This window comes from Duganella sp. CT11-25, assembly GCF_047302815.1.
GTDB lineage: Bacteria > Pseudomonadota > Gammaproteobacteria > Burkholderiales > Burkholderiaceae_D > Rugamonas.
Map to the genome: position 1 here is coordinate 2,318,072 of NZ_JBKBFD010000001.1, position 18,877 is coordinate 2,336,948.

General features: G+C 65.1%; 14 protein-coding genes and 1 tRNA gene. 7 read left to right on the forward strand and 8 right to left on the reverse strand.

Going from position 1 to position 18,877, the window contains the following annotated elements; all coding sequences use genetic code 11:
* Positions 1-409 precede the first annotated feature (409 nt).
* The 3 genes from ACEN9F_RS09785 (at position 410) to ACEN9F_RS09795 (ending at position 2,056) form a co-directional block, all read left to right on the forward strand.
* The gene (locus tag ACEN9F_RS09785) at positions 410-811 is read left to right on the forward strand and encodes a hypothetical protein (RefSeq protein WP_413419834.1); all 402 of its coding nucleotides are present in this window, start codon (positions 410-412) and stop codon (positions 809-811) included.
* 67 nt (positions 812-878) lie between these two features.
* The gene (locus ACEN9F_RS09790) at positions 879-1,145 is read left to right on the forward strand and encodes an adenine modification methytransferase (RefSeq protein WP_413419835.1); all 267 of its coding nucleotides are present in this window, start codon (positions 879-881) and stop codon (positions 1,143-1,145) included.
* A 530-nt stretch (positions 1,146-1,675) separates the two neighbouring features.
* Entirely contained in the window at positions 1,676-2,056 is a 381-nt protein-coding gene (locus tag ACEN9F_RS09795; protein ID WP_413419836.1) for a helix-turn-helix transcriptional regulator, read from the forward strand.
* Between the two features lie 88 nt (positions 2,057-2,144).
* On the opposite strand, the gene ACEN9F_RS09800 is transcribed toward ACEN9F_RS09795, so the two are convergent.
* Positions 2,145-2,221 (reverse strand) — tRNA-Pro (locus tag ACEN9F_RS09800).
* 80 nt (positions 2,222-2,301) lie between these two features.
* Here ACEN9F_RS09800 and ACEN9F_RS09805 point away from each other — a divergent pair.
* Positions 2,302-3,132 carry an SIR2 family NAD-dependent protein deacylase gene (locus tag ACEN9F_RS09805; RefSeq protein WP_413419837.1) on the forward strand — a complete coding sequence of 277 codons (831 nt, stop codon included), beginning with the start codon at positions 2,302-2,304 and terminating at the stop codon, positions 3,130-3,132.
* Between the two features lie 5 nt (positions 3,133-3,137).
* Here ACEN9F_RS09805 and ACEN9F_RS09810 read toward each other — a convergent pair whose 3' ends face one another.
* From ACEN9F_RS09810 to ACEN9F_RS09830, 5 genes are all read right to left on the reverse strand, one after another.
* On the reverse strand, positions 3,138-3,845 hold the full coding sequence (locus ACEN9F_RS09810) for a fumarylacetoacetate hydrolase family protein (RefSeq protein WP_413419838.1): 708 nt from the start codon (positions 3,843-3,845) through the stop codon (positions 3,138-3,140).
* A gap of 85 nt (positions 3,846-3,930) precedes the next feature.
* A complete protein-coding gene (locus ACEN9F_RS09815) occupies positions 3,931-4,545 on the reverse strand; it encodes a TetR/AcrR family transcriptional regulator (RefSeq protein ID WP_413419839.1) in 615 nt (204 codons plus the stop codon).
* Between the two features lie 88 nt (positions 4,546-4,633).
* Positions 4,634-6,070 (reverse strand): AdeC/AdeK/OprM family multidrug efflux complex outer membrane factor, encoded by a 1,437-nt coding sequence (adeC, locus tag ACEN9F_RS09820; RefSeq protein WP_413419840.1) that lies wholly within the window; start codon positions 6,068-6,070, stop codon positions 4,634-4,636.
* A gap of 11 nt (positions 6,071-6,081) precedes the next feature.
* Positions 6,082-9,219 (reverse strand): efflux RND transporter permease subunit, encoded by a 3,138-nt coding sequence (locus ACEN9F_RS09825; RefSeq protein WP_413419841.1) that lies wholly within the window; start codon positions 9,217-9,219, stop codon positions 6,082-6,084.
* A gap of 15 nt (positions 9,220-9,234) precedes the next feature.
* Complete coding sequence (locus tag ACEN9F_RS09830) at positions 9,235-10,452, reverse strand: efflux RND transporter periplasmic adaptor subunit (protein ID WP_413419842.1); 1,218 nt, start codon at positions 10,450-10,452, stop codon at positions 9,235-9,237.
* A 219-nt stretch (positions 10,453-10,671) separates the two neighbouring features.
* On the opposite strand from ACEN9F_RS09830, the gene ACEN9F_RS09835 reads away from it, so the two are divergent.
* From ACEN9F_RS09835 to ACEN9F_RS09845, 3 genes are all read left to right on the forward strand, one after another.
* On the forward strand, positions 10,672-12,825 hold the full coding sequence (locus tag ACEN9F_RS09835; protein WP_413419843.1) for a diguanylate cyclase domain-containing protein: 2,154 nt from the start codon (positions 10,672-10,674) through the stop codon (positions 12,823-12,825).
* Positions 12,826-12,900: 75 nt separating this feature from the next.
* Complete coding sequence (locus ACEN9F_RS09840; protein WP_413419844.1) at positions 12,901-14,376, forward strand: ATPase domain-containing protein; 1,476 nt, start codon at positions 12,901-12,903, stop codon at positions 14,374-14,376.
* A 5-nt stretch (positions 14,377-14,381) separates the two neighbouring features.
* Positions 14,382-15,917 carry a response regulator gene (locus ACEN9F_RS09845; protein WP_413419845.1) on the forward strand — a complete coding sequence of 512 codons (1,536 nt, stop codon included), beginning with the start codon at positions 14,382-14,384 and terminating at the stop codon, positions 15,915-15,917.
* A gap of 1 nt (position 15,918) precedes the next feature.
* Here the strand turns inward: ACEN9F_RS09845 and ACEN9F_RS09850 are convergent, their stop codons facing one another.
* Positions 15,919-16,671 carry a hypothetical protein gene (locus tag ACEN9F_RS09850; RefSeq protein ID WP_413419846.1) on the reverse strand — a complete coding sequence of 251 codons (753 nt, stop codon included), beginning with the start codon at positions 16,669-16,671 and terminating at the stop codon, positions 15,919-15,921.
* Between the two features lie 160 nt (positions 16,672-16,831).
* Positions 16,832-18,739: an MFS transporter gene (locus ACEN9F_RS09855; protein WP_413419847.1), complete on the reverse strand. Its 1,908-nt coding sequence runs from the start codon at positions 18,737-18,739 to the stop codon at positions 16,832-16,834.
* Positions 18,740-18,877: the final 138 nt, after the last annotated feature.

Here is an 18,877-nt window from a genome sequence, read left to right on the forward strand (position 1 = left end):
ACTACTGCCAGCATGACCGGCGGCATCGTCTCGCCCAACACGCTCAGCTCGATGAATCCGCCTGCGTTGAGTAGGGCCAGCTCGTCGGCGGTCGGTTTCCAGTACAACACCACGGCGGCGACGCCATCGTAGGTCACACGGGTGATCGGCAGCGCGGAGCATGGCAGCGCGCCCTGGCCCCAGCCCTTTGGCGCGCCCAGCAAGTCGCTGTTGGATGGATGCTGGTGCTTGTTCATGTGATTCCTTGGTGTGGCCGCCCGTTCCGAGCTGGAACCGCGATGACCTGCGCCGGCCCCACTCGGGCATGTTGCGTCGGCCACTGCGCCCGCTTTCACAAGCCCGCCCGCTGGAGCTCTATGGGCACCGCTGCCTTGTTACAATACGCATCCGCTTAACTAAGGACGCGCAGATGACTTTTAAAGATATTTTTGACGCAGCCAATACCTACTCTGGCCTAGCAAGCGTGGTATTAGCCCTCATACCGCTAGCTTGGGCAACATTTGGCTGGATTTCGATCAAGAAGCAGGAGAACGCGGCGAGGCAGTTCGAGACCTATCACAGGCTGATCAACGATATTGTGGACAATGGCGGTACTAATGGCGTCCCGAAAGTTGATCGCCAAATTGCCGCGATTTTCGAGCTACGAAAATTCAGGCCGTATTTTCCGATTTCGTTTCGGATTCTCACCGCCCTCAAAGCCACTTGGACTCTGCCATCATCGGCCATACACAATCGGTTGACGCACGAGATCCAGCTGACTTTGGATTACATCGAAGACCGAAAGCGATTATGGGTAAATCTGCAAAAATAGTTACCCAATTGGCTTGGATGGCCGGAAATGGAGCATATCACAGCCCTGCGGTCTCGTCCTCTACGACGTGGACTTCGCGTTCGACGAATACGTGCAGATGGCCGACTTCATGCGCTCCTGTAAGGGCAAGGTTATGGTGTCGATCAATGACCACCCCGCCATCCGTGAAGCGTTTAACGGGCTGCACATGGACGGACTGGACATCAAATACTGGGTGGCCAACACCGACGGCCCGCAGCAGGTCAGCAAGAAACTGGTGATTACCAACTGGGACACCGCCGGCAGCGGCAGCTTGTTCCAGACAGACGGCAAGAAGGCCGGGCTGGAGCAGTAGCTGCGCCAGCTCTGGCTCTTTGGTCCGAATCAGGCCGATGAGTGCTGGGGCGCTAGCCCCATCGCGGTTGCATAGCTGCCATCGCGATTGCGGTCGCACAGCTGCTTGAGTTGCTAGTTCAAATCGCGCATTGCATGCTCCTAAAATCAAACTTGGTGTGATCGAGTCAGGTAAGTATTTCTGGCCGCCGTGCTTGCCGCAGCAAGGACGGTTTGTAAAGGCCCCGGGACACCACGCCCGTGTATGCGGTATGTTCACTGCTTGCCCGCGCCGCATGCGCGTATGGCGCCGCGATCCGCTCCTTGTAGAAGCCTGATCGCGGTGGGACCAATTACCCAAGGTCCATGGGATGTGCCTCGCACACGTTGTCGGCCCACGAGGGGCAAGGTTGGCAAGCAGCATTCTGCTGCGCTGATAGCGGTAGGTTCGCGGTCACTGGCCTGCGTCACTGAGAAACCCGTGGCGGAGCCCAGATAGCGCTTGGTTGTTACCCTCCTGCGCAGCGTCGTAGTCGCACCAGAAGCTCCAGCTTGGTTCGATACCTTAGTGAAGAAAGCTGTGAAGCGGTACGGCCTCGCGGCACAGGTAAGGAATTCCAAGCTCGCTGGAGATCCAATTTAGAACGAAGAAAATTAGTTCGTTCACCTTGCATAGACAGTTCGCAACGCTATTTTTCAGTCCCGCACCGCGCTTACTCCCAGCAGGAAGTAGTGGCGATCTGCGGGCTATCACGCAGCACCGTGTACGCCTACACCAAGCGCGGCGAATTCCCTGCACGGGTTAAGATAACCAGGCACGCTTCGGCATGGGTTCGGGAAGAGGTGCTGGCCTGGGTAGAAAGCCGTATCCACGCCAGTCGCCGTTGTCCCCCAACACCCGCAGAAAATCGTGAGACTGGGTTTGACCGCTAAATGAAGTTTGTTGGGGTATTTGTTGGGGTACAGACTTGCAAAAACAACAAAGGCCAGTCCGAAGACTGGCCTAAGCTGTTGATTCTATTGGTCGGGGCGAGAAGATTCGAACTTCCGACCCCTTGCACCCCATGCAAGTACGCTACCAGGCTGCGCTACGCCCCGACGAATTTGGAATTATAGCAGCGGCTTTAAGTATTTGTCATGTTTGCTTTTCGTCTTGATAGCCGTAAGATGAAAACCTTATGTCCGACTCCACCGCACTGATAACCCAAGCGGCCGATCTGGTCGCCCAGGCTGACTTTCTGATCGTCGCCGCCGGCGCCGGCATGGGCGTCGATTCCGGCTTTCCCGACTTTCGCGGCGACGATGGTTTCTGGAAAGCCTACCCTGCCCTCGGCCGCGCGAAGATGGCGTTCACCAGCGTCGCCTCGCCCGCCACCTTCCGCGCCGATCCGGCGCTGGCCTGGGGTTTCTACGGCCACCGCCTGCAACTCTACCGCGACACACAGCCGCATGCCGGCTTCGGCCTGCTCAAGAACTGGGGCGAGCGCATGGACCATGGCTATGGCGTCTTCACCAGCAATGTCGACGGCCAGTTCCAGCGCGCCGGCTTCGACCCGCAGCGCATCTACGAATGCCACGGCTCGATCCACCACCTGCAATGCCTGGAACCCTGCGGCCCGGACATCTGGAGCGCCGACGGCTACATGCCGCTAGTGGACGCCGATGCCTTCCGCCTGCTCAACGCGGCGCCAAGCTGCCCGCACTGCGGCGCGATGGCGCGGCCGAATATCCTGATGTTCGGCGATTGGGGCTGGAACGAGCGGCGCGCGCAGATGCAGGAGTCACGTCTGCACGCGCTGCTGCATAAGACCCGCCGGCCTTTGGTGATCGAGTTGGGCGCGGGCACCGCGATACCGTCGGTGCGCCACTTCGGCCAGCAGGTGATCCAGCATCACAACGGCCGCATGATCCGGATCAATCCGCGCGAGCCGCAGGTCGCCAGCCCGCGCGATATCGGCCTGGCGATGGGCTCCCTGGCCGCGCTGGCGGCCATTGATGCCCGGCTATAAATCGTTTATACCAATTTGACGGCGATTCCGGACAGCCCCTCGACCTTGCCGGTCAGCGTCTGGCCGCGCACCACCGCGCCGACGCCTTCCGGAGTGCCGCTGAAAATCAGGTCGCCCGGCGCCAGCGCGAACAATGTCGACAGGTTGGCGATGGTTTCGCTGATCGACCAGATCAAATGGTCGATGGTGGCCGACTGCTTGGTCACGCCGTCCACGTCCAGCTGGATCGCGGCCTTGTTGATCTCGCCCGCTTCGGCCGCGCGATGGATCACGCCGACCGGCGCCGAGTAGTCGAAGGCCTTGCCGATTTCCCACGGGCGGCCGGCGTCGCGCATCTTGAATTGCAGGTCGCGGCGCGTCATGTCCAGACCCACCGCATAGCCGAAGATGTGCTGCGCGGCGTCTTCCACGGCGATATTGCTGCCGCCCTTGCCGATGGCGACCACCAGTTCGCACTCGTAGTGCAGGTTGTTGGTCACCTGCGGATACGGCAGCTCCAGCACCTGGCCCGGCGCGACGGCGATCACGGCCTGGGCGTCGTTCGGCTTGCAGAAGAAGAATGGCGGTTCGCGATCCGGGTCGTAGCCCATTTCGCGCGCATGGGCGGCGTAGTTGCGGCCGACGCAGTAGACGCGGCGTACCGGGAACAGGTCGTTGGTGCCGGCAACCGGCAGGCCGACGATGTCATGGGCGGGGATAACGTAGGAAGTCATGATGCTCCGAGGGCAGGAATGGGAGATCAGACATGGTACAACAGGCGCTTCCGGCTTGCAGCGGCCGGAAACATTACGAGACAAATCAGGTCAGCAGCAGGGCCTTGAGGGCGACGCGGTAGCCTTCCACGAGGCTGGCGCGGTCCAGTTGCGGCCGATGCAGGGCGCGGATCGGCAGGCCGTGGAACAAGGACACCATGGTGTCGATACGGCCGTCGAGCAGTTCGTCGTCCACCGACAGGTTGCGCCGCTCACGCTCGCGCTTGATGATGGGCCGGAATTTCTCCATCGCCGCCACGTCGGCGGCGCGCAGCGCCTCGGCGATCTTTGGATTGCGCGCGGCTTCGGCGCACATCTCCATCGGCAGCTCGAAGAAGTGCGGATCCAGGTTCTCGTCGATATGGCGCGGTGCGTCGTCGATCATCGATTGCAAGGGGTCCGCGTGGCTGTCCAGTTCGCGCAACTGCGTCATCACGTGCTCGGACTGCAGGTCGACGAAGGCCATGATGATGGCGTCCTTGCCGTCGAAATAATTGTAGATGTGGCCCGCGCTCATGCCAGCCTCTTTCGAGATCTCCGACATGCTGGCGCCATGAAAGCCGCTGCGGGCAAAGCACACGGCAGCCGCCTGCAGCACCTGGTTGCGCCGGTTCTGCGCCCGCTCCGGGTCAGTTCGTCGTTTTGCGGTGGTGGTGGTCATGCGCTCTTCCTTGGGTAGGTCTTTGCCTGGGGCGATACAGGAGTATAACAAAGCGGCGGACGCGCAAAGGCGTCCGCCGTGGGAGGCCTTAGCCGCGCGGCTGCGCGAGCTCCGGCTGCCAGCCGCCGCCGAGCACCTTGTACAGGGTGACGGCGTTGCTGGTCTTGGCGAGGCGCGTGGTGATCAGCCCTTGCTGGGCCGCGTACAGCGCGCGCTGCGATACCAGCGCGTTCAGGTACGTATCGGCGCCCTTGCGGTAGCGCGCTTCGTTGATCGTGAAGCTCTTCTCGGCAGCTTGCACCAGCGCCTGCTGCGAGGCTACGCGCTGGTCCAGCGTGCCGCGCGTGGCCAGCGCATCGGCTACTTCGCGGAACGCGACCTGGATCGCCTTCTCATACTGCGCCACCGAGATGTCGCGGTCGGCCTTGGCGATGTTCAGGTTGGCGCGGTTGACGCCACCGTCGAAGATCGGCAGGCTGAGCTGCGGAATGAAGCTCCAGGTCGACGAGCCGGCCTTGAACAAGCCGGACAAGGTGTTGCTGGCGCTGCCGCCCGACGCCGTCAGCGAGATGCTCGGGAAGAAGGCGGCGCGCGCCACGCCGATGTTGGCGTTGGCGGCGCGCAGCGCGCGTTCGGCCTGCTGCACGTCGGGACGCGATTGCAGCAGGTCCGACGGCAGGCCGGCCGGAATCGCCGCCAGTTGCGTGACGGTTTCCAGGTCGCCGCTCGGCAGCAGCTCGGCCGGCACGTCGCCGCCGACCAGCAAGGTCAGCGCGTTCTGGTCCAGCGCCACTTGCGCGGTGTAGACGGCCATATCGTTGCGCGCAGCTTCCACGCTGGTCTGCGCATCGTACATATCGACACCCGACGTCACGCCGGAATCGAAACGCTTTTTGCTCAGGTCATACGTGGTCTGCTGGCTTTGCAGCGTTTCCGCCGCCAGTTTCAGGCGCTGCTGGTCGGCGATCAGCGTCAGGTAGGCGTTGGCCACTTCCGACACCAGCGTGATCTGCTGCGCGCGGCGCGCTTCCTCGGTGCCGAGGTAGGTCTGCAGGCCGGCTTCCGACAGGTTGCGCACCTTGCCGAAGAAGTCCAGCTCATACGAGGCCATCGCCAGACCGCCGGTGTACTGGCGGCTGATGGCCGATTCGCCGGTGCCGGTCATGGTGGACGGCGTGCGCGACGCGGTCTGGCCGACGTTGGCCGACAGCTTCGGCAGCAGCGCCGCCGTGTCGATGTTGTACTGCGCCTTGGCCTTCTCGATGTTGAGCACCGAGACGCGCAGGTCGCGGTTGTTGACCAGCGCCAGCTCGATCACCTTGCGCAGCTTGTCGTCGGCAAAGTAATCACGCCACTGGATCTGCGACACCGGCTTGGCGTCGGCCGCGGCCGCAGGCACGCCTTTGTAGGCGTCGCCCGCAGGCCAGGCCTGGGATACTGGTTGATCCGGCCGTTCATAGACCGGTGCCAGGCTGCAGCCGGCCAACATCGCCAGCGCCGCCATCGTGATGAAAGATTTTTTCATGACTATCATGATTAATGTACCTCTACAGTCTTGGCGGCGGCCGGGCCGGGCTTGGGCGCGAAGTAGCCGCGCACCAGCACAAAGAATACCGGCACGAAGAAGATGCCCAGGAAGGTCGCCGACAGCATCCCGCCCAGCACACCGACGCCGATCGCGTTCTGGCTGCCGGAGCCGGCGCCGCTGCTGATCGCCAGCGGCAGCACGCCGAGGCCGAAGGCGATCGACGTCATCAGGATCGGACGCAGGCGCAGCTTGACCGCCTGCAGCGTCGCCTGTTTCAGCTCGACGCCCTGCTCCTGCAACTCTTTGGCGAATTCGACGATCAGGATCGCATTCTTCGCCGCCAGGCCGATCACGGTCAGCAGGCCGACCTGGAAGTAGACGTCGTTCGACAATTTGAACACAAACGTCGCCAGCACGGTGCCGATCACGCCCAGCGGCACGACCAGCAGCACCGAGAACGGAATCGACCAGCTTTCATACAGCGCGGCCAGGCACAGGAACACGATCAGGATCGAGATCGCATACAGCTGCGTGGTCTGCGAGCCGGAGTCGCGCTCTTCGGTCGACAGGCCGGTCCATTCGAAACCGATCCCCGGCGGCAGTTGCGCCGCCAGCTTCTCGATTTCCGCCATGGCGGCGCCCGAGCTTTGGCCCGGCGCCGGTGCGCCCAGGATCTCGGTCGACGGCAGGCCGTTGTAGCGTTCCAGGCGCGGCGAAGCGTAGATCCACTGGCCGGTCGAGAAGGCCGAGAAAGGCACCATCTGGCCGTCGGCGTTGCGCACGAACCACTTGCCCAGGTCTTCCGGCGTCATGCGCGATTCGGCTGCGCCCTGCATGTACACCTTCTTGACGCGGCCGCGGTCGACGAAGTCGTTGACGTAGGCGCTACCCCAGGCGGTGCTCAGCACCTTGTTCACATCGGCCACGGCCAGGCCCAGCGCGGTGGCTTTCTGCTGGTCGACGGTGATCTTGTACTGCGGCGTATCTTCCTGGCCGTTGGGACGCACGCCGACCAGGATCGGGCTCTTGGAAGCCATGCCCAGCATCTGGTTGCGCGCGGCCATCAGCGCTTCGTGGCCGACGCCGCCGATATCCTGCAGTTGCAGGTCGAAGCCGCTGGCGTTACCCAGCTCCAGCACCGCAGGCGGGGCGAAGGCGAACACCATCGCATCCTTGATCTGAGAGAACTTGCCCATGGCGCGGCCGACGATCGCGTTGACGCGATGTTCGGCGCCCTTGCGCTCGGACCAGTCCTTCATGCGGACGAAGGCGATGCCGCTGTTCTGGCCATTGCCGCTGAAGCTGAAGCCGGCCACCGCGAACACGGATGCCACGGAATCCTTCTCGGCGGTGAGGAAGTGGTCCTCGACTTTTTCAATCACTTTCAGCGTGCGCTGCTGGGTGGCGCCGGTCGGCAGTTGGATCTGCGAGAACAGCACGCCCTGGTCTTCTTCCGGCAGGAAGGAAGTCGGCAGGCGCATGAAGACGAAGGCCAGCACCGCCAGCAGGACGGCGTACATCACCAGCGCGCGGCCGCTGCGGTTCAGCAGGCTGCCGACGATGCCCTGGTACTTATTGGTGCCGCGATCGAAGGTGCGGTTGAACCAGCCGAAGAAGCCGGTGTTGGTCATGTGATGGCCCTTGGCCACCGGTTTCAGGATGGTCGCGCACAGCGCCGGGGTGAAGACCATCGCCACCAGCACCGACAGCACCATCGCCGAGACGATCGTGATCGAGAACTGACGGTAGATCACGCCGGTCGAACCGCTGAAGAAGGCCATCGGCACGAACACCGCCGACAGCACCATGGCGATACCCACCAGCGCGCCGCTGATCTGGCTCATCGACTTGCGGGTCGCTTCCAGCGGCGACAGGCCTTCCTCGGTCATCACGCGCTCGACGTTTTCCACCACCACGATCGCATCGTCGACCAGCAGGCCGATCGCCAGCACCACGGCGAACATGGTCAGCGTGTTGATCGAGTAGCCCAGCGCCGACAGGATCGCGAAGGTCCCCAGCAGCACCACCGGCACCGCCATCGTCGGGATCAGCGTGGCGCGGAAGTTTTGCAGGAACAGGTACATCACCAGGAACACCAGGATCACCGCTTCAACCAGGGTCTTGACGACTTCCTCGATCGACAGCTTGACGAACGGCGTGGTGTCGAACGCCACCACGGCCTTCAGTCCGGCCGGGAACTGCTTTTCCATCAGCGCGACCTTGGCCTTGACGGCGTTGGCCGTCTCCAGCGCATTGGCGCCGGTGGCCAGCTTGATCGCCAGGCCGCTGGCGGCCTTGCCGTTGTAGCGCGCCAGGATGCTGTAGCTTTCGCTGCCCAGCTCCATGCGGGCGACGTCGCGCAGGTGCACGGTGGCGCCGCTGGTGGACGTCTTCAGCAGGATGGCGCCGAATTGTTCGACGGTTTGCAGACGGCTTTGCGCGGTCACGGTCGCGTTCAGCTGCTGGCCCGGAATGGCCGGCAGGCCGCCCAGTTCACCGGCCGATACCTCGGTGTTCTGCGCGGTGATGGCGGTGGTCACGTCGGCCGGCGTCAACTGGTAGCTTTGCAGCTTGGCGGCGTCCAGCCAGATCCGCATCGCGTACTGCGAGCCGAAGTTGGTGACATCGCCCACGCCTTCGACGCGGCTGATCGGATCGATCACGCTGGCGGTGACGTAGTCGCCGATGTCGGCCTGCTTCATGCTGCCGTCTTCGGACACGAAGCCCAGCACCATCAGGAAGTTCTTGGTGGCCTTGGCGACGACCAGGCCTTGCTGGGTCACGGCGGTCGGCAGCAGCGGCGTCGCCAGTTGCAGCTTGTTCTGCACCTGCACCTGGGCGATGTCGGGATTGGTGCCGCTCTTGAAGGTCAGCGTGATGTTGATGCCGCCGGTCGAATCGCTCGACGACGACATGTAGCGCAGGCCGTCGATCCCCTTCATCTTTTGCTCGATGACCTGGGTGACGGAGTCTTCCACCGTCTTGGCGGAGGCGCCCGGATACGAGCCGCTGATCGAGATCGAGGGCGGCGCAATGCTTGGATACTGCGATATCGGCAAGCCGAGAATCGCGATCACGCCCGCGAGCATGATCACTATCGCGACCACCCATGCAAAAATCGGGCGGTCAATAAAGAAACGGGACATAAGATATCTCCTGGATTAGTGAGCGCTCTTGGCGTTCGGAGACATCGCGCCGCCGGCGGGCGCGGCGCCGGTGCCGGCAACGGCGGCCGCAGGCTTGGCGGCGTTGGCCGGCGCGCCCGGTTTAACTTTCTGCACGCCTTCGACGATCAGCAGGTCGCCCGCGTTCAGGCCAGACTTGACCAGCCACTTGTCGCCCAGCGTGCCGCCGGTGACCAGCGTGCGCTGCTCGACTTTGCCTTCCTTGTTCAGCACCAGCGCGGTGGCCTGGCCCTTGGCATTGCGGGTCACGCCCTGCTGCGGCACGGCGATGGCCGCTTCGTCGGTGCCCGACTCCACCACGGCGCGTACGAACATGCCCGGCAGCAGATCATGCTTGGGATTCGGGAACAGCGCGCGCAGCGTCACGTTGCCGGTGCCCGGATCGACCGTCACATCGGAGAACTGCAGCTTGCCCGCTTCGGCGTACTTGCTGCCGTCCGACAGCAGCAGCGTCACCTTGGCCTGGGCGCCGGATTTTTTCAGGCCGCCGCTTTCGACTTCGCGCTTCAGGCGCAACATGTCTTCGCTGGACTGGGTGACGTCGACATAGATCGGGTCGAGCTGCTGCACGGTGGTCAGCGCGGTGGTCTGGTTGGCCGTCACCAGCGCGCCCGGCGTCACCGACGAACGGCTGATGCGGCCGCTGATCGGCGCGTCGACATGGGTGTATTTCAGGTTGATCGCGGCCTGCTCCAGCGCGGCGGCGGCCGATTCGACATCGGCCTTGGCCTGCTCGTTGGCGGCGACGGCGTCGTCGTAGTCCTGGCGGCTCACGCCTTCGATCGCCACCAGGTCCTTGTAGCGCGCCACTTTCGGGCCGCTGGTCATCAGGTTGGCCTTGGCCTTGGCCAGCGCCGCCTTGGCCGAGTTGTAGGTGGCCTGGTAGGTGGCCGCATCGATCTGGTACAGCGCGACGCCGGCCTTGACGTCGGCGCCTTCGACAAACAGGCGTTTCTGGATCAGGCCGCTGACCTGCGGGCGCACTTCGGCTACTTGATAAGCAGCGGTGCGGCCCGGCAGTTCGGTGGTGATCTGCAGCGCTTCCGGCGCCACCTTAAAAACGCCCACTTCCGCCACCTGCGCTTGAGGTGCTCCGGTCGTGGATTTGGAACAACCGGCCACCAGGGCGGTTGCAGTGATCAGGGCTGCGGCCCCGGCCGTCCGCAGGGACGGCTTGCAGAAAAAGGCTTCCATATATGAAACTTTCTGTAGAAATAATGAGCACAAACTATAGAATGAACGATCATTCTAATTAAGTCAAGCAACTTCCTGTTGCACTGCAATGCGCTTAAGCGTCGCTTAAGTGAGCAAAACCGTGGCGCCCAACCCCGATTTTGTCTATGACAGCGGAGTATGGGGTGCGGCCGGTGCTACAATTAATTACTTTCTTTCTGACATCATTCTGGCCCGCCCATGCCGACCGCCGCCCGCACCGCCCGCCCCCGGCTCGCCACTCTGATGACGGCCGGCGTCAGCGCCATCGTGCTGCTGACCGTGCTGTCGCTGCTGGTGCTGGTCGATCACTTTGCCATTAACTATGCCGAGCGCGAGGCCGAGCAGCGCCTGCAGCAGCTGTCCTGGCAGATGCGCGACGCCCTCAACCGCGTGATACAAAAGGCCACCGGCGACGTCGCCCTGCTGACCGCGCTGCCGCAGATCCGCGACGGCAGTTCTCCGGCCGAGGTCCGCCAGGTGCTGGAAAGCCTGCAAAACACCTTCCCCGACTACGCCTGGATCGGCATGGCCAATCCGGACGGCACCGTCTACGCCGCCACCCAGGGCTTGCTGGAAGGCGCCGACGTCAGCGCCCGCGAATGGTTCAAGGGCGGCCAGGACAAGCTGTACGCCGGCGACTTCCATCCCGCCGTCCTGCTCGGCAAGAAGCTGCCCTACTCGGCCGACCCGTGGCGCTTCGTCGACGCCGCCGGCCCGGTGCTGCGCGCCGACGGCAGCTACCGCGGCGTGCTGTGCGTGCACATGAGCTGGGGCTGGGCGCGGCGGCTGGCGCAGACCATCCTGGCGCCGGCCGACCGCCAGTATTCGGCCGACATCTTCGTGGTGCGCGGCGACGGCACCGTGATGCTGGGTCCGAAAGGCACGGAGGAACAAAAGATCATTACCGCCAGCCTGGCGCAATCGCAATCGGGCGCCTCCGGCGCGCTCAAGGAAACCTGGAGCGACGGCCGCCGCTACCTGACCGGCTATTCGCGCAGCGGCCAGCCGGGCGATCCGGCCACCTTGTCCTGGTCGATCCTGGTGCGCCAGCCGGAAGACGTGGCGCTGGCCGGCGCGCGCGCGCTGGAACGCCAGATCCTGCTGCTGGGCGCGGTGCTGGGCGTGGCGCTGGCGCTGGCCGCGGCGGTGGCGGCGCGCCGCCTGACCCGGCCGCTGAATGCGCTCAGCAAGACCATCGAGCAGCGCCTGGCGGCGCCGTCCGGCGCCCCCGCCCTGCAAGGCATCGCGCCGGTCGACAGCTACCACGAGGTACAGGTGCTGTCGCGCGCGCTGGCCGAGCTGGTGCGCAATGAACAGGACCACCTGGGCACCTTGCGCAGCCTGAATGAAAAACTGGAATCGGCGGTGGCCGAGCGCACCCGCGAGATCGCCCGCAAGGCGCTGCAGCTGGAGCGCGCGCTGGGCCAGGAGCAAAGCACCCAGCTGCTGCTGCAGGAGCGCGCGGCCGAGCTGCGCGCCATTCTCGACAACGCGCACGACGCCTTCATCGCGCTCGATCCCGGCGGCGTGGTGCTGGACTGGAACCTGCAGGCTGAAAAACTGCTGGGCTGGACGCGCGCCGAAGTGATCGGCCAGCCGCTGGGGGCGATGGTGCTGCCGCCGCTGCTGCGCCGCGCCTACGAGCGCGACATGCGCCAGCTGGCGGAGAGCTGCGCCGGCGCCGGTCCCGCCCCCGTGCTGAACCGGCGCATCGAACTGACCCTGCACAACCGCGACGGCCAGGAGCTGCCGGTGGAAATCTCGCTGGCCTACGTGCCGCGCAGCAGCGGCCACCTGTTCATCGCCTTCCTGCACGACATCAGCGAGCGCCGGTCGCTGTTCGCCTCGATGGAGGCGATGGCGCTGCGCGACACCCTGACCGGCCTGCCCAACCGCCGCGCGCTGATGCAGACGCTGGCCGAGGCGCTGCAGCGCGCCAACCGCACGCGCCAGAGCTGCGCCGTGTTCTTCCTCGACCTCGACCGCTTCAAGCAGGTCAACGACCGCTACGGCCACGAGGAAGGCGACGAGCTGCTGCGCCAGTTCGCCGCCCGCGTGCAGCAGACGGTGCGCAAGACCGACACCGTCGGCCGCCTGGCCGGCGACGAATTCATCGTCATCCTGGAGATGCAGCACAGCGACGAGGACGCCCAGGAAACCGCCGACAAACTGTATCCGGTGCTGCAGCAGCCCTTCGTGCTGAAGACCGCCACCGTGACGCTCAGCGCCAGCATCGGCATCGCCGTCCACCACCCGGACGACCCGCAGGACATCGAGATGCTGCTGGGCCGCGCCGACCGCGCCATGTACCTCAACAAGCAGCAAGGCATGCAGCAGCGCGCCCGCCGCTGACACGATTCATATCGAAAATCCAATTTTTATTGTTTCGGGTAATATCATTCGAACCTTCGTTTCGGACCTTTGCCCATGGAAGCCCAGAACAGCATCACCACCGATTTCCTGTCCACCGGCGTGCCCGGGCTGGACGACGTGCTCAACGGCGGCCTGACCAGCGACCGCCTGTACCTGGTCGAGGGCGAGCCCGGCACCGGCAAGACCACGCTGGCGCTGCAGTTCCTGGCCGAGGGCCGGCGCCGCGGCGAATCCACGCTGTACATCACGCTGGCCGAAAGCGCGGTCGAGCTGCGCAGCGTGGCCCAGTCGCACGGCTGGAGCATGGAGGGCATCCATATCGAGGAAATCGTCCCCGACGAAACGGCGCTCGATCCGGACCAGCAGTACACCATCTTCCACCCGTCGGAGATCGAGCTGGGCAACACCACCCAGCGCATCGTGGCGGCGATCGACCGCCACAAGCCGCGCCGCGTGGTGCTCGATTCGCTGTCCGAGCTGCAGCTGCTGGCCGAAAGCCCGCTGCGCTACCGGCGCCAGGTGCTGGCGCTGAAACAGTACCTGACCAGCCGCTCCTGCACCACCATCCTGCTCGACGACCGCACCGCGCTCAGCACCGACCTGCAGGTGCGCAGCGTGGCGCACGCGGTGCTGACGCTGGAACTGGCCGACCAGGCCTACGGCGCCGAGCGGCGCCGGCTGCGCGTGGTCAAGTACCGCGGCATCGCCTTCCGCGGCGGCGCCCACGACTACAAGATCCTGAACGGCGGCTTGCGCGTCTATCCGCGCCTGGTGGCGGCCGACTCGCGCCAGGCCAACCGGCGGCGCCAGCTCTCCAGCGGCCTGGCCGAGCTGGACTCGCTGATGGGCGGCGGCCTGGAGGAAGGCAGCAGCACGCTGATCTCCGGGCCGTCGGGCACCGGCAAGTCGTCGCTGGCGGCGCAGTTCATCCACGCGGCGGCGCAGCGCGGCGAGGCCAGCGCCATGTTCCTGTTCGAGGAGGCGCGCCACAACCTGCTCAACCGCTGCACCAGCCTGGGCATGGACCTGAACAGCGCCATCGATGGCGGCCTGCTGACGATACAGCAGATCGACCCGGCCGAGCTGTCGCCGGGCGAATTCACGCACGCAGTGATGCAGGCCGTCGACCGTGGCGTGCGGGTGGTCGTGATCGACAGCCTGAACGGCTACCTGAACGCGGTGCCGGACGAGCGCTTCCTGACCATCTACCTGCACGAACTGCTGACCTACCTGGGCCAGCGCGGCGTGGTCAGCATCCTGGTCGGCGTGCAGTCCGGCGTGCTGGGCGCGATGACCAGCGCGGTCGACGCCAGCTACCTGGCCGACAACGTCATCATGCTGCGCTACTTCGAGGCGCTGGGCGAGGTGCGGCAGGCGATCTCCGTGTTCAAGAAGCGCGGCAGCGCGCACGAACGCACCATCCGCCGCTTCTACCTGAGCAGCGACGGCATCCGCGTCGGCCCGGTGCTGAAGGACTTCCACGGCATCCTGACCGGCGTGCCGACCTTCGATACCAACGCGGATCTATAAGGCAGATGGAAACACGCATCCTGATCTACGCCCCCACCGGCCAGGACGCGCCGCTGGCGGCCAAGGTGCTGGCGATGGCGCAGATCGACAGCCACGTCTGCGCCACGCTGGCCGAGCTGGCGCGGCAGCTGGAGCTGGGCGCCGGCGCCGTGCTGACGGTGGAGGAAGCGCTGGCGCCGGGCGGCTACCAGCTGCTGCAGGACTGCGTGGCGCGCCAGCCCGACTGGTCGGACCTGCCCATCATCCTGCTGACCCACCACGGCGCCGATTCGCCGACGGTGCGCCACGCGGTGGCCGGGCTGGGCAACCTGAGCCTGATCGAGCGGCCGGTGCGCACGCTGACCTTGATCACCGCCCTGCATTCGACGCTGCGGGCCCGCAACAAGCAATACCAGGTGCGCGAGGCGGCCCGGCGCAAGGATGAATTCCTCGCCAGCCTGGGGCACGAGCTGCGCAACCCGCTGGCGCCGATCCGCACCTCGGTGTCGCTGCTGACCCATCTGTATCCGGACGCGGCGCCGGTGGCGCGCATCCGCGACATGGTCGAGCGCCAGGTGCGGCTGCTGACGCGGCTGGTCGACGACCTGCTCGACGTCGCCCGCATCACCAGCGGCAAGATCACGCTGCAGCGCCAGCTGGTGACGCTGGCCGCCGTGATGAGCCACGTCAGCGAACTATGCCAGAGCGCCGCCGACGCCAAGCGCATCCACATCGCCTGGCAGCTGCCGCCCAGCGAGCTGATGCTCGACATCGACTATGCGCGCGCGGTGCAGATCTACGCCAACATCCTCTCCAACGCCGTCAAGTTCACGCCGCAGGGCGGCAACGTGGTGGTGCGCGCCGGCGTCGACGACGACGCCCGCACGCTGCTGGTGAGCGTGCGCGACAGCGGCATCGGCCTGGACGCCGACACCATCCCGCGCATCTTCCGCATGTTCGAGCAAAGCAAGACCGTCAGCGGCCAGTTCTCCAGCGGCCTGGGGATCGGCCTGAGCCTGTCGCGCCAGTTCGCCGAAATGCACGGCGGCACGGTGGAGGCGCGCAGCGACGGTCCGGGCCTGGGCTGCGAATTCCTGATACGGCTGCCGGTGGTCAACCGCGACGGCGTGCGCAACGCCGTGCCGCTGTCGCCGGCGGCCGGCGCCGACGGCCGCAAGATGAAGGTGCTGGTGGTGGACGACAACCAGGACGCCGCCGATTCGCTGGCGGCGCTGCTCGAGATCGACGGCTTCGACGTGCGCGCCGTGTACGACGGCTCGGCGGCCATCGCGGCGGTGGCGCAGTCGCAGCCGGACATGATCGTGATGGACCTGGGCATGCCCGGCATGGACGGCTACGAGACCGCGCGCGCGATCCGCCAGCGCCCCGGCGCCGAGCGCATCCTGATGCTGGCCCTGACCGGCTGGGGCCAGAGCGACGCGCGCCGGCGCACGCTGGAAGCGGGCTTCGACCATCACCTGGTCAAGCCGGTGGAGCTGGAGCAGATCATCCGCCTGGCCGGCGCGCGGCATAACCGCGAACAGGTCCAGGCGGCGCGCTGAATTACAGCGGCTTGACGTCGACCTTGGCGCCCAGCAGGTACAGCGCGTTGGTGCCCTCAAACGCCGAATCGGTGCCCAGCACGATCCAGAACTTGCCGTCCTTGTCCGCCTGCACGGTCACCGCCTCGTCCGACTTGCGCGAGGCCTGGGCGAAATCGTTGCCGTCGCAGCTCAGGCCTTCGATGCCCAGCGTGCCCAGCACCTTGCCCTGCGCGCCCGAATTGGCCTGGTCGCCGTGATCGAAGTTCAGGCGGTAACGGCCGTCGCTCTGCTTGACCACCTTCGGTTCATCGGTGTTGGCCGCGCCGACCATATAGATGCTGTCGCCGCGCGCGCCGCCGACGCCGAAGCAGCCGGTCGCCGCGCTGGTGGCGTAGCTCATCTCGAAGGTCAGCTTGTATTTCGCGCCCGCCACGAAGCCGCCGAACTGGCGCTTGGTGAAGGTGAACACGTCGTCGCTGTTGTTATGCGAGACGATGTAATAACCCATGCCGCTGACCGGCGGCGGCAGCTTGGACCAGCCCGACGCCGCCTCGCTCGGCTCCGAACCGTCGTGGTAATCGGCGACGCCGGCGGTCCAGCCTTCGACGCCCTTGGTGAAGTCAACCGTGATGGTGGATGCGACCGGCACCGGCGGCGCTACCGGCGCGCTTGCCGGCGGCGGCGTCTGCGCGGCCGGGCTGTCGGAACCGCCGCAGGCGGCCAGCAGGCCCGCCAGGGCGAGCGCGGAAAAAATGAGTGTGTGTTTTTGCATTTGTTTTCCCTAGTTGTGGTTGCGGCGCCCTTGTGGAGCGCCGCAGTGCAGTCTAAAGAAAACTTGTAAAGAAGAATAAGTAATTTGCAACCACTTGTAAGTTACAATTTATAACTTTTCGGTGGCTCGACTTCTGGTAAAAGCGGCACTGTTTCCCGCCCTACTTCCAATCCCCGCGCAGCGCCGCCACCTGCTGCTGCAAGGCCTCCGGCGTCACGTCCTGCGGCGCCACCGGCACGCCGACCGCCAGCGCCAGCCGCGAACGCAGGCCGGTGCGGAAGGCGCGCTCGAACAGGTTGTCGCCGCTGCGGCTCAGCAGATGCCCCCACAGGCCGCGCAGCGCCATCGGGATCACCGGCACCTGGCTGCGGGCGATGATCTTGGCGATGCCGCCCTTGAATTCGTTGATCTCGCCGGTGCTGGTCAATCGCCCTTCGGGGAAGATGCACACCAGGTCGCCCTCGTGCAGCGCCTGCGCGATATCGACGTAGGCCTTCTCCATCAGCCACGGGTCTTCCTTGGCCGGCGCGATCGGAATCGCGCGCGCGGTGCGGAAGATCCAGCCCAGCAGCGGCAGCTTGAAGATGCGGTGGTCCATCACGAAGCGGATCGGCCGCGGGCTGGCCGCGCCGATGACGATGGCGTCGACATAGCTGACGTGGTTACATACCAGCACCGCCGGGCCCTCGTCCGGAATGCGTTCGGCGTCGACCGTATGCACCCGGTGCACGGTGTGGATCAGCAGCCACGCCAGGAAGCGCATCAGGAACTCCGGCACCAGCGAGAAGATGTAGATCGCCACCACCGCGTTCAGCAGCGCCGTCACCAGGAACAGCTGCGGGATGGTGAAGCCCTGCCCCAGCAGCACGATGGCCAGGCCGGCCGCCGCCACCATGAACAGCGCGTTGAGGATGTTCATGCCGGCGATGGTGCGCGAGATGTGCGCCGGGTCGCAGCGGATCTGGATCAGCGCGAACAACGGCACGATGAAGAAGCCGCCGAACATGCCGATCATCAGCACGTCGAACAGGATGCGCCACATGCCGTGCTGCGCCAGCAGCGCCAGCGCGTCCAGGTGCGGGCCGGCGGTCAGCGCCGCCACGCCGTGGCCGTAGCCGAGGCTGGCGAAATACAAATCAATGCCGAAGACGGTCAGGCCGATCGAGCCGAACGGCACCAGGCCGATTTCCACCTTGCGCCCGGACAGGCGCTCGCACAGCAGCGAGCCGCTGCCCACGCCCAGCGAGAACACGGTCAGCAGCAGCACGAAGGCGCTGTGGTCACCGTGCAGGTAATCCTTGGCGTAGACCGGGAATTGCGACAGCACCAGCGCGCCGTAGAACCAGAACCACGAGTTGCCCAGCATCGACAGGAACACGGTGCGGTTCTTGGCCGAGTAGCTGATATTGCGGATCGATTCGCCGACGAAGTTCCAGCTGATCTTCAGGTCCGGCGCCGGCGCCGGCGAATGCGGAATGCGGTAGGCCGCGAGCAGCCCCAGCACCGCCACGAAGATGGTGGCCGCCGCTTCCAGCATGATGCCGTTGGGACGCTGCACCACCAGGATGGCGCCGAGGATCTCGCCCAGCAGGATGCCGACAAAAGTGCCCATCTCGGTCACGCCGTTGCCGCCGATGAGTTCCTCCGGCTTGAGCTGCTGCGGCAGGTAGGCGTATTTGACGGGGCCGAACAGCGTCGAGTGCACGCCCATGCCGACCACGCCCAGCACCAGCAGCCACAAGGTGTGCGTCATCCAGCCGAGGCCGGCCACCAGCATGATGGCCACTTCCAGCCACTTGATGAAGCGCGTCAGGCCGGCCTTCTCGAACTTGTCGGCCAGCTGGCCGGCGGTGGCGGAGAACACCACGTAAGGCAGGATGAACAGGCCGGGGATCAGGTTGGTGACCAGCGACGGCGACAGCGTGGTCCAGCTGAGCGCATCGAAGGTCAGGATGACGATCAGCGCGGTCTTGAACAGGTTGTCGTTGAAGGCGCCGAGAAACTGGGTCCAGAAGAAAGGCGCGAAGCGGCGCTGCGTCAACAGGGAAAACTGATTGGGCTTGCTCATGTCGTGCGGATCCCTTGCATGTGGAATTTCCGGAAAGATTGAGCGGATTATAACCGCATGCAATGACATGCAGAAAAGCAGCAAGCCTGGCGCAGATCAATCCAGCCAGGCAATAAACTCCCGGGCGCCGGGCTTGTC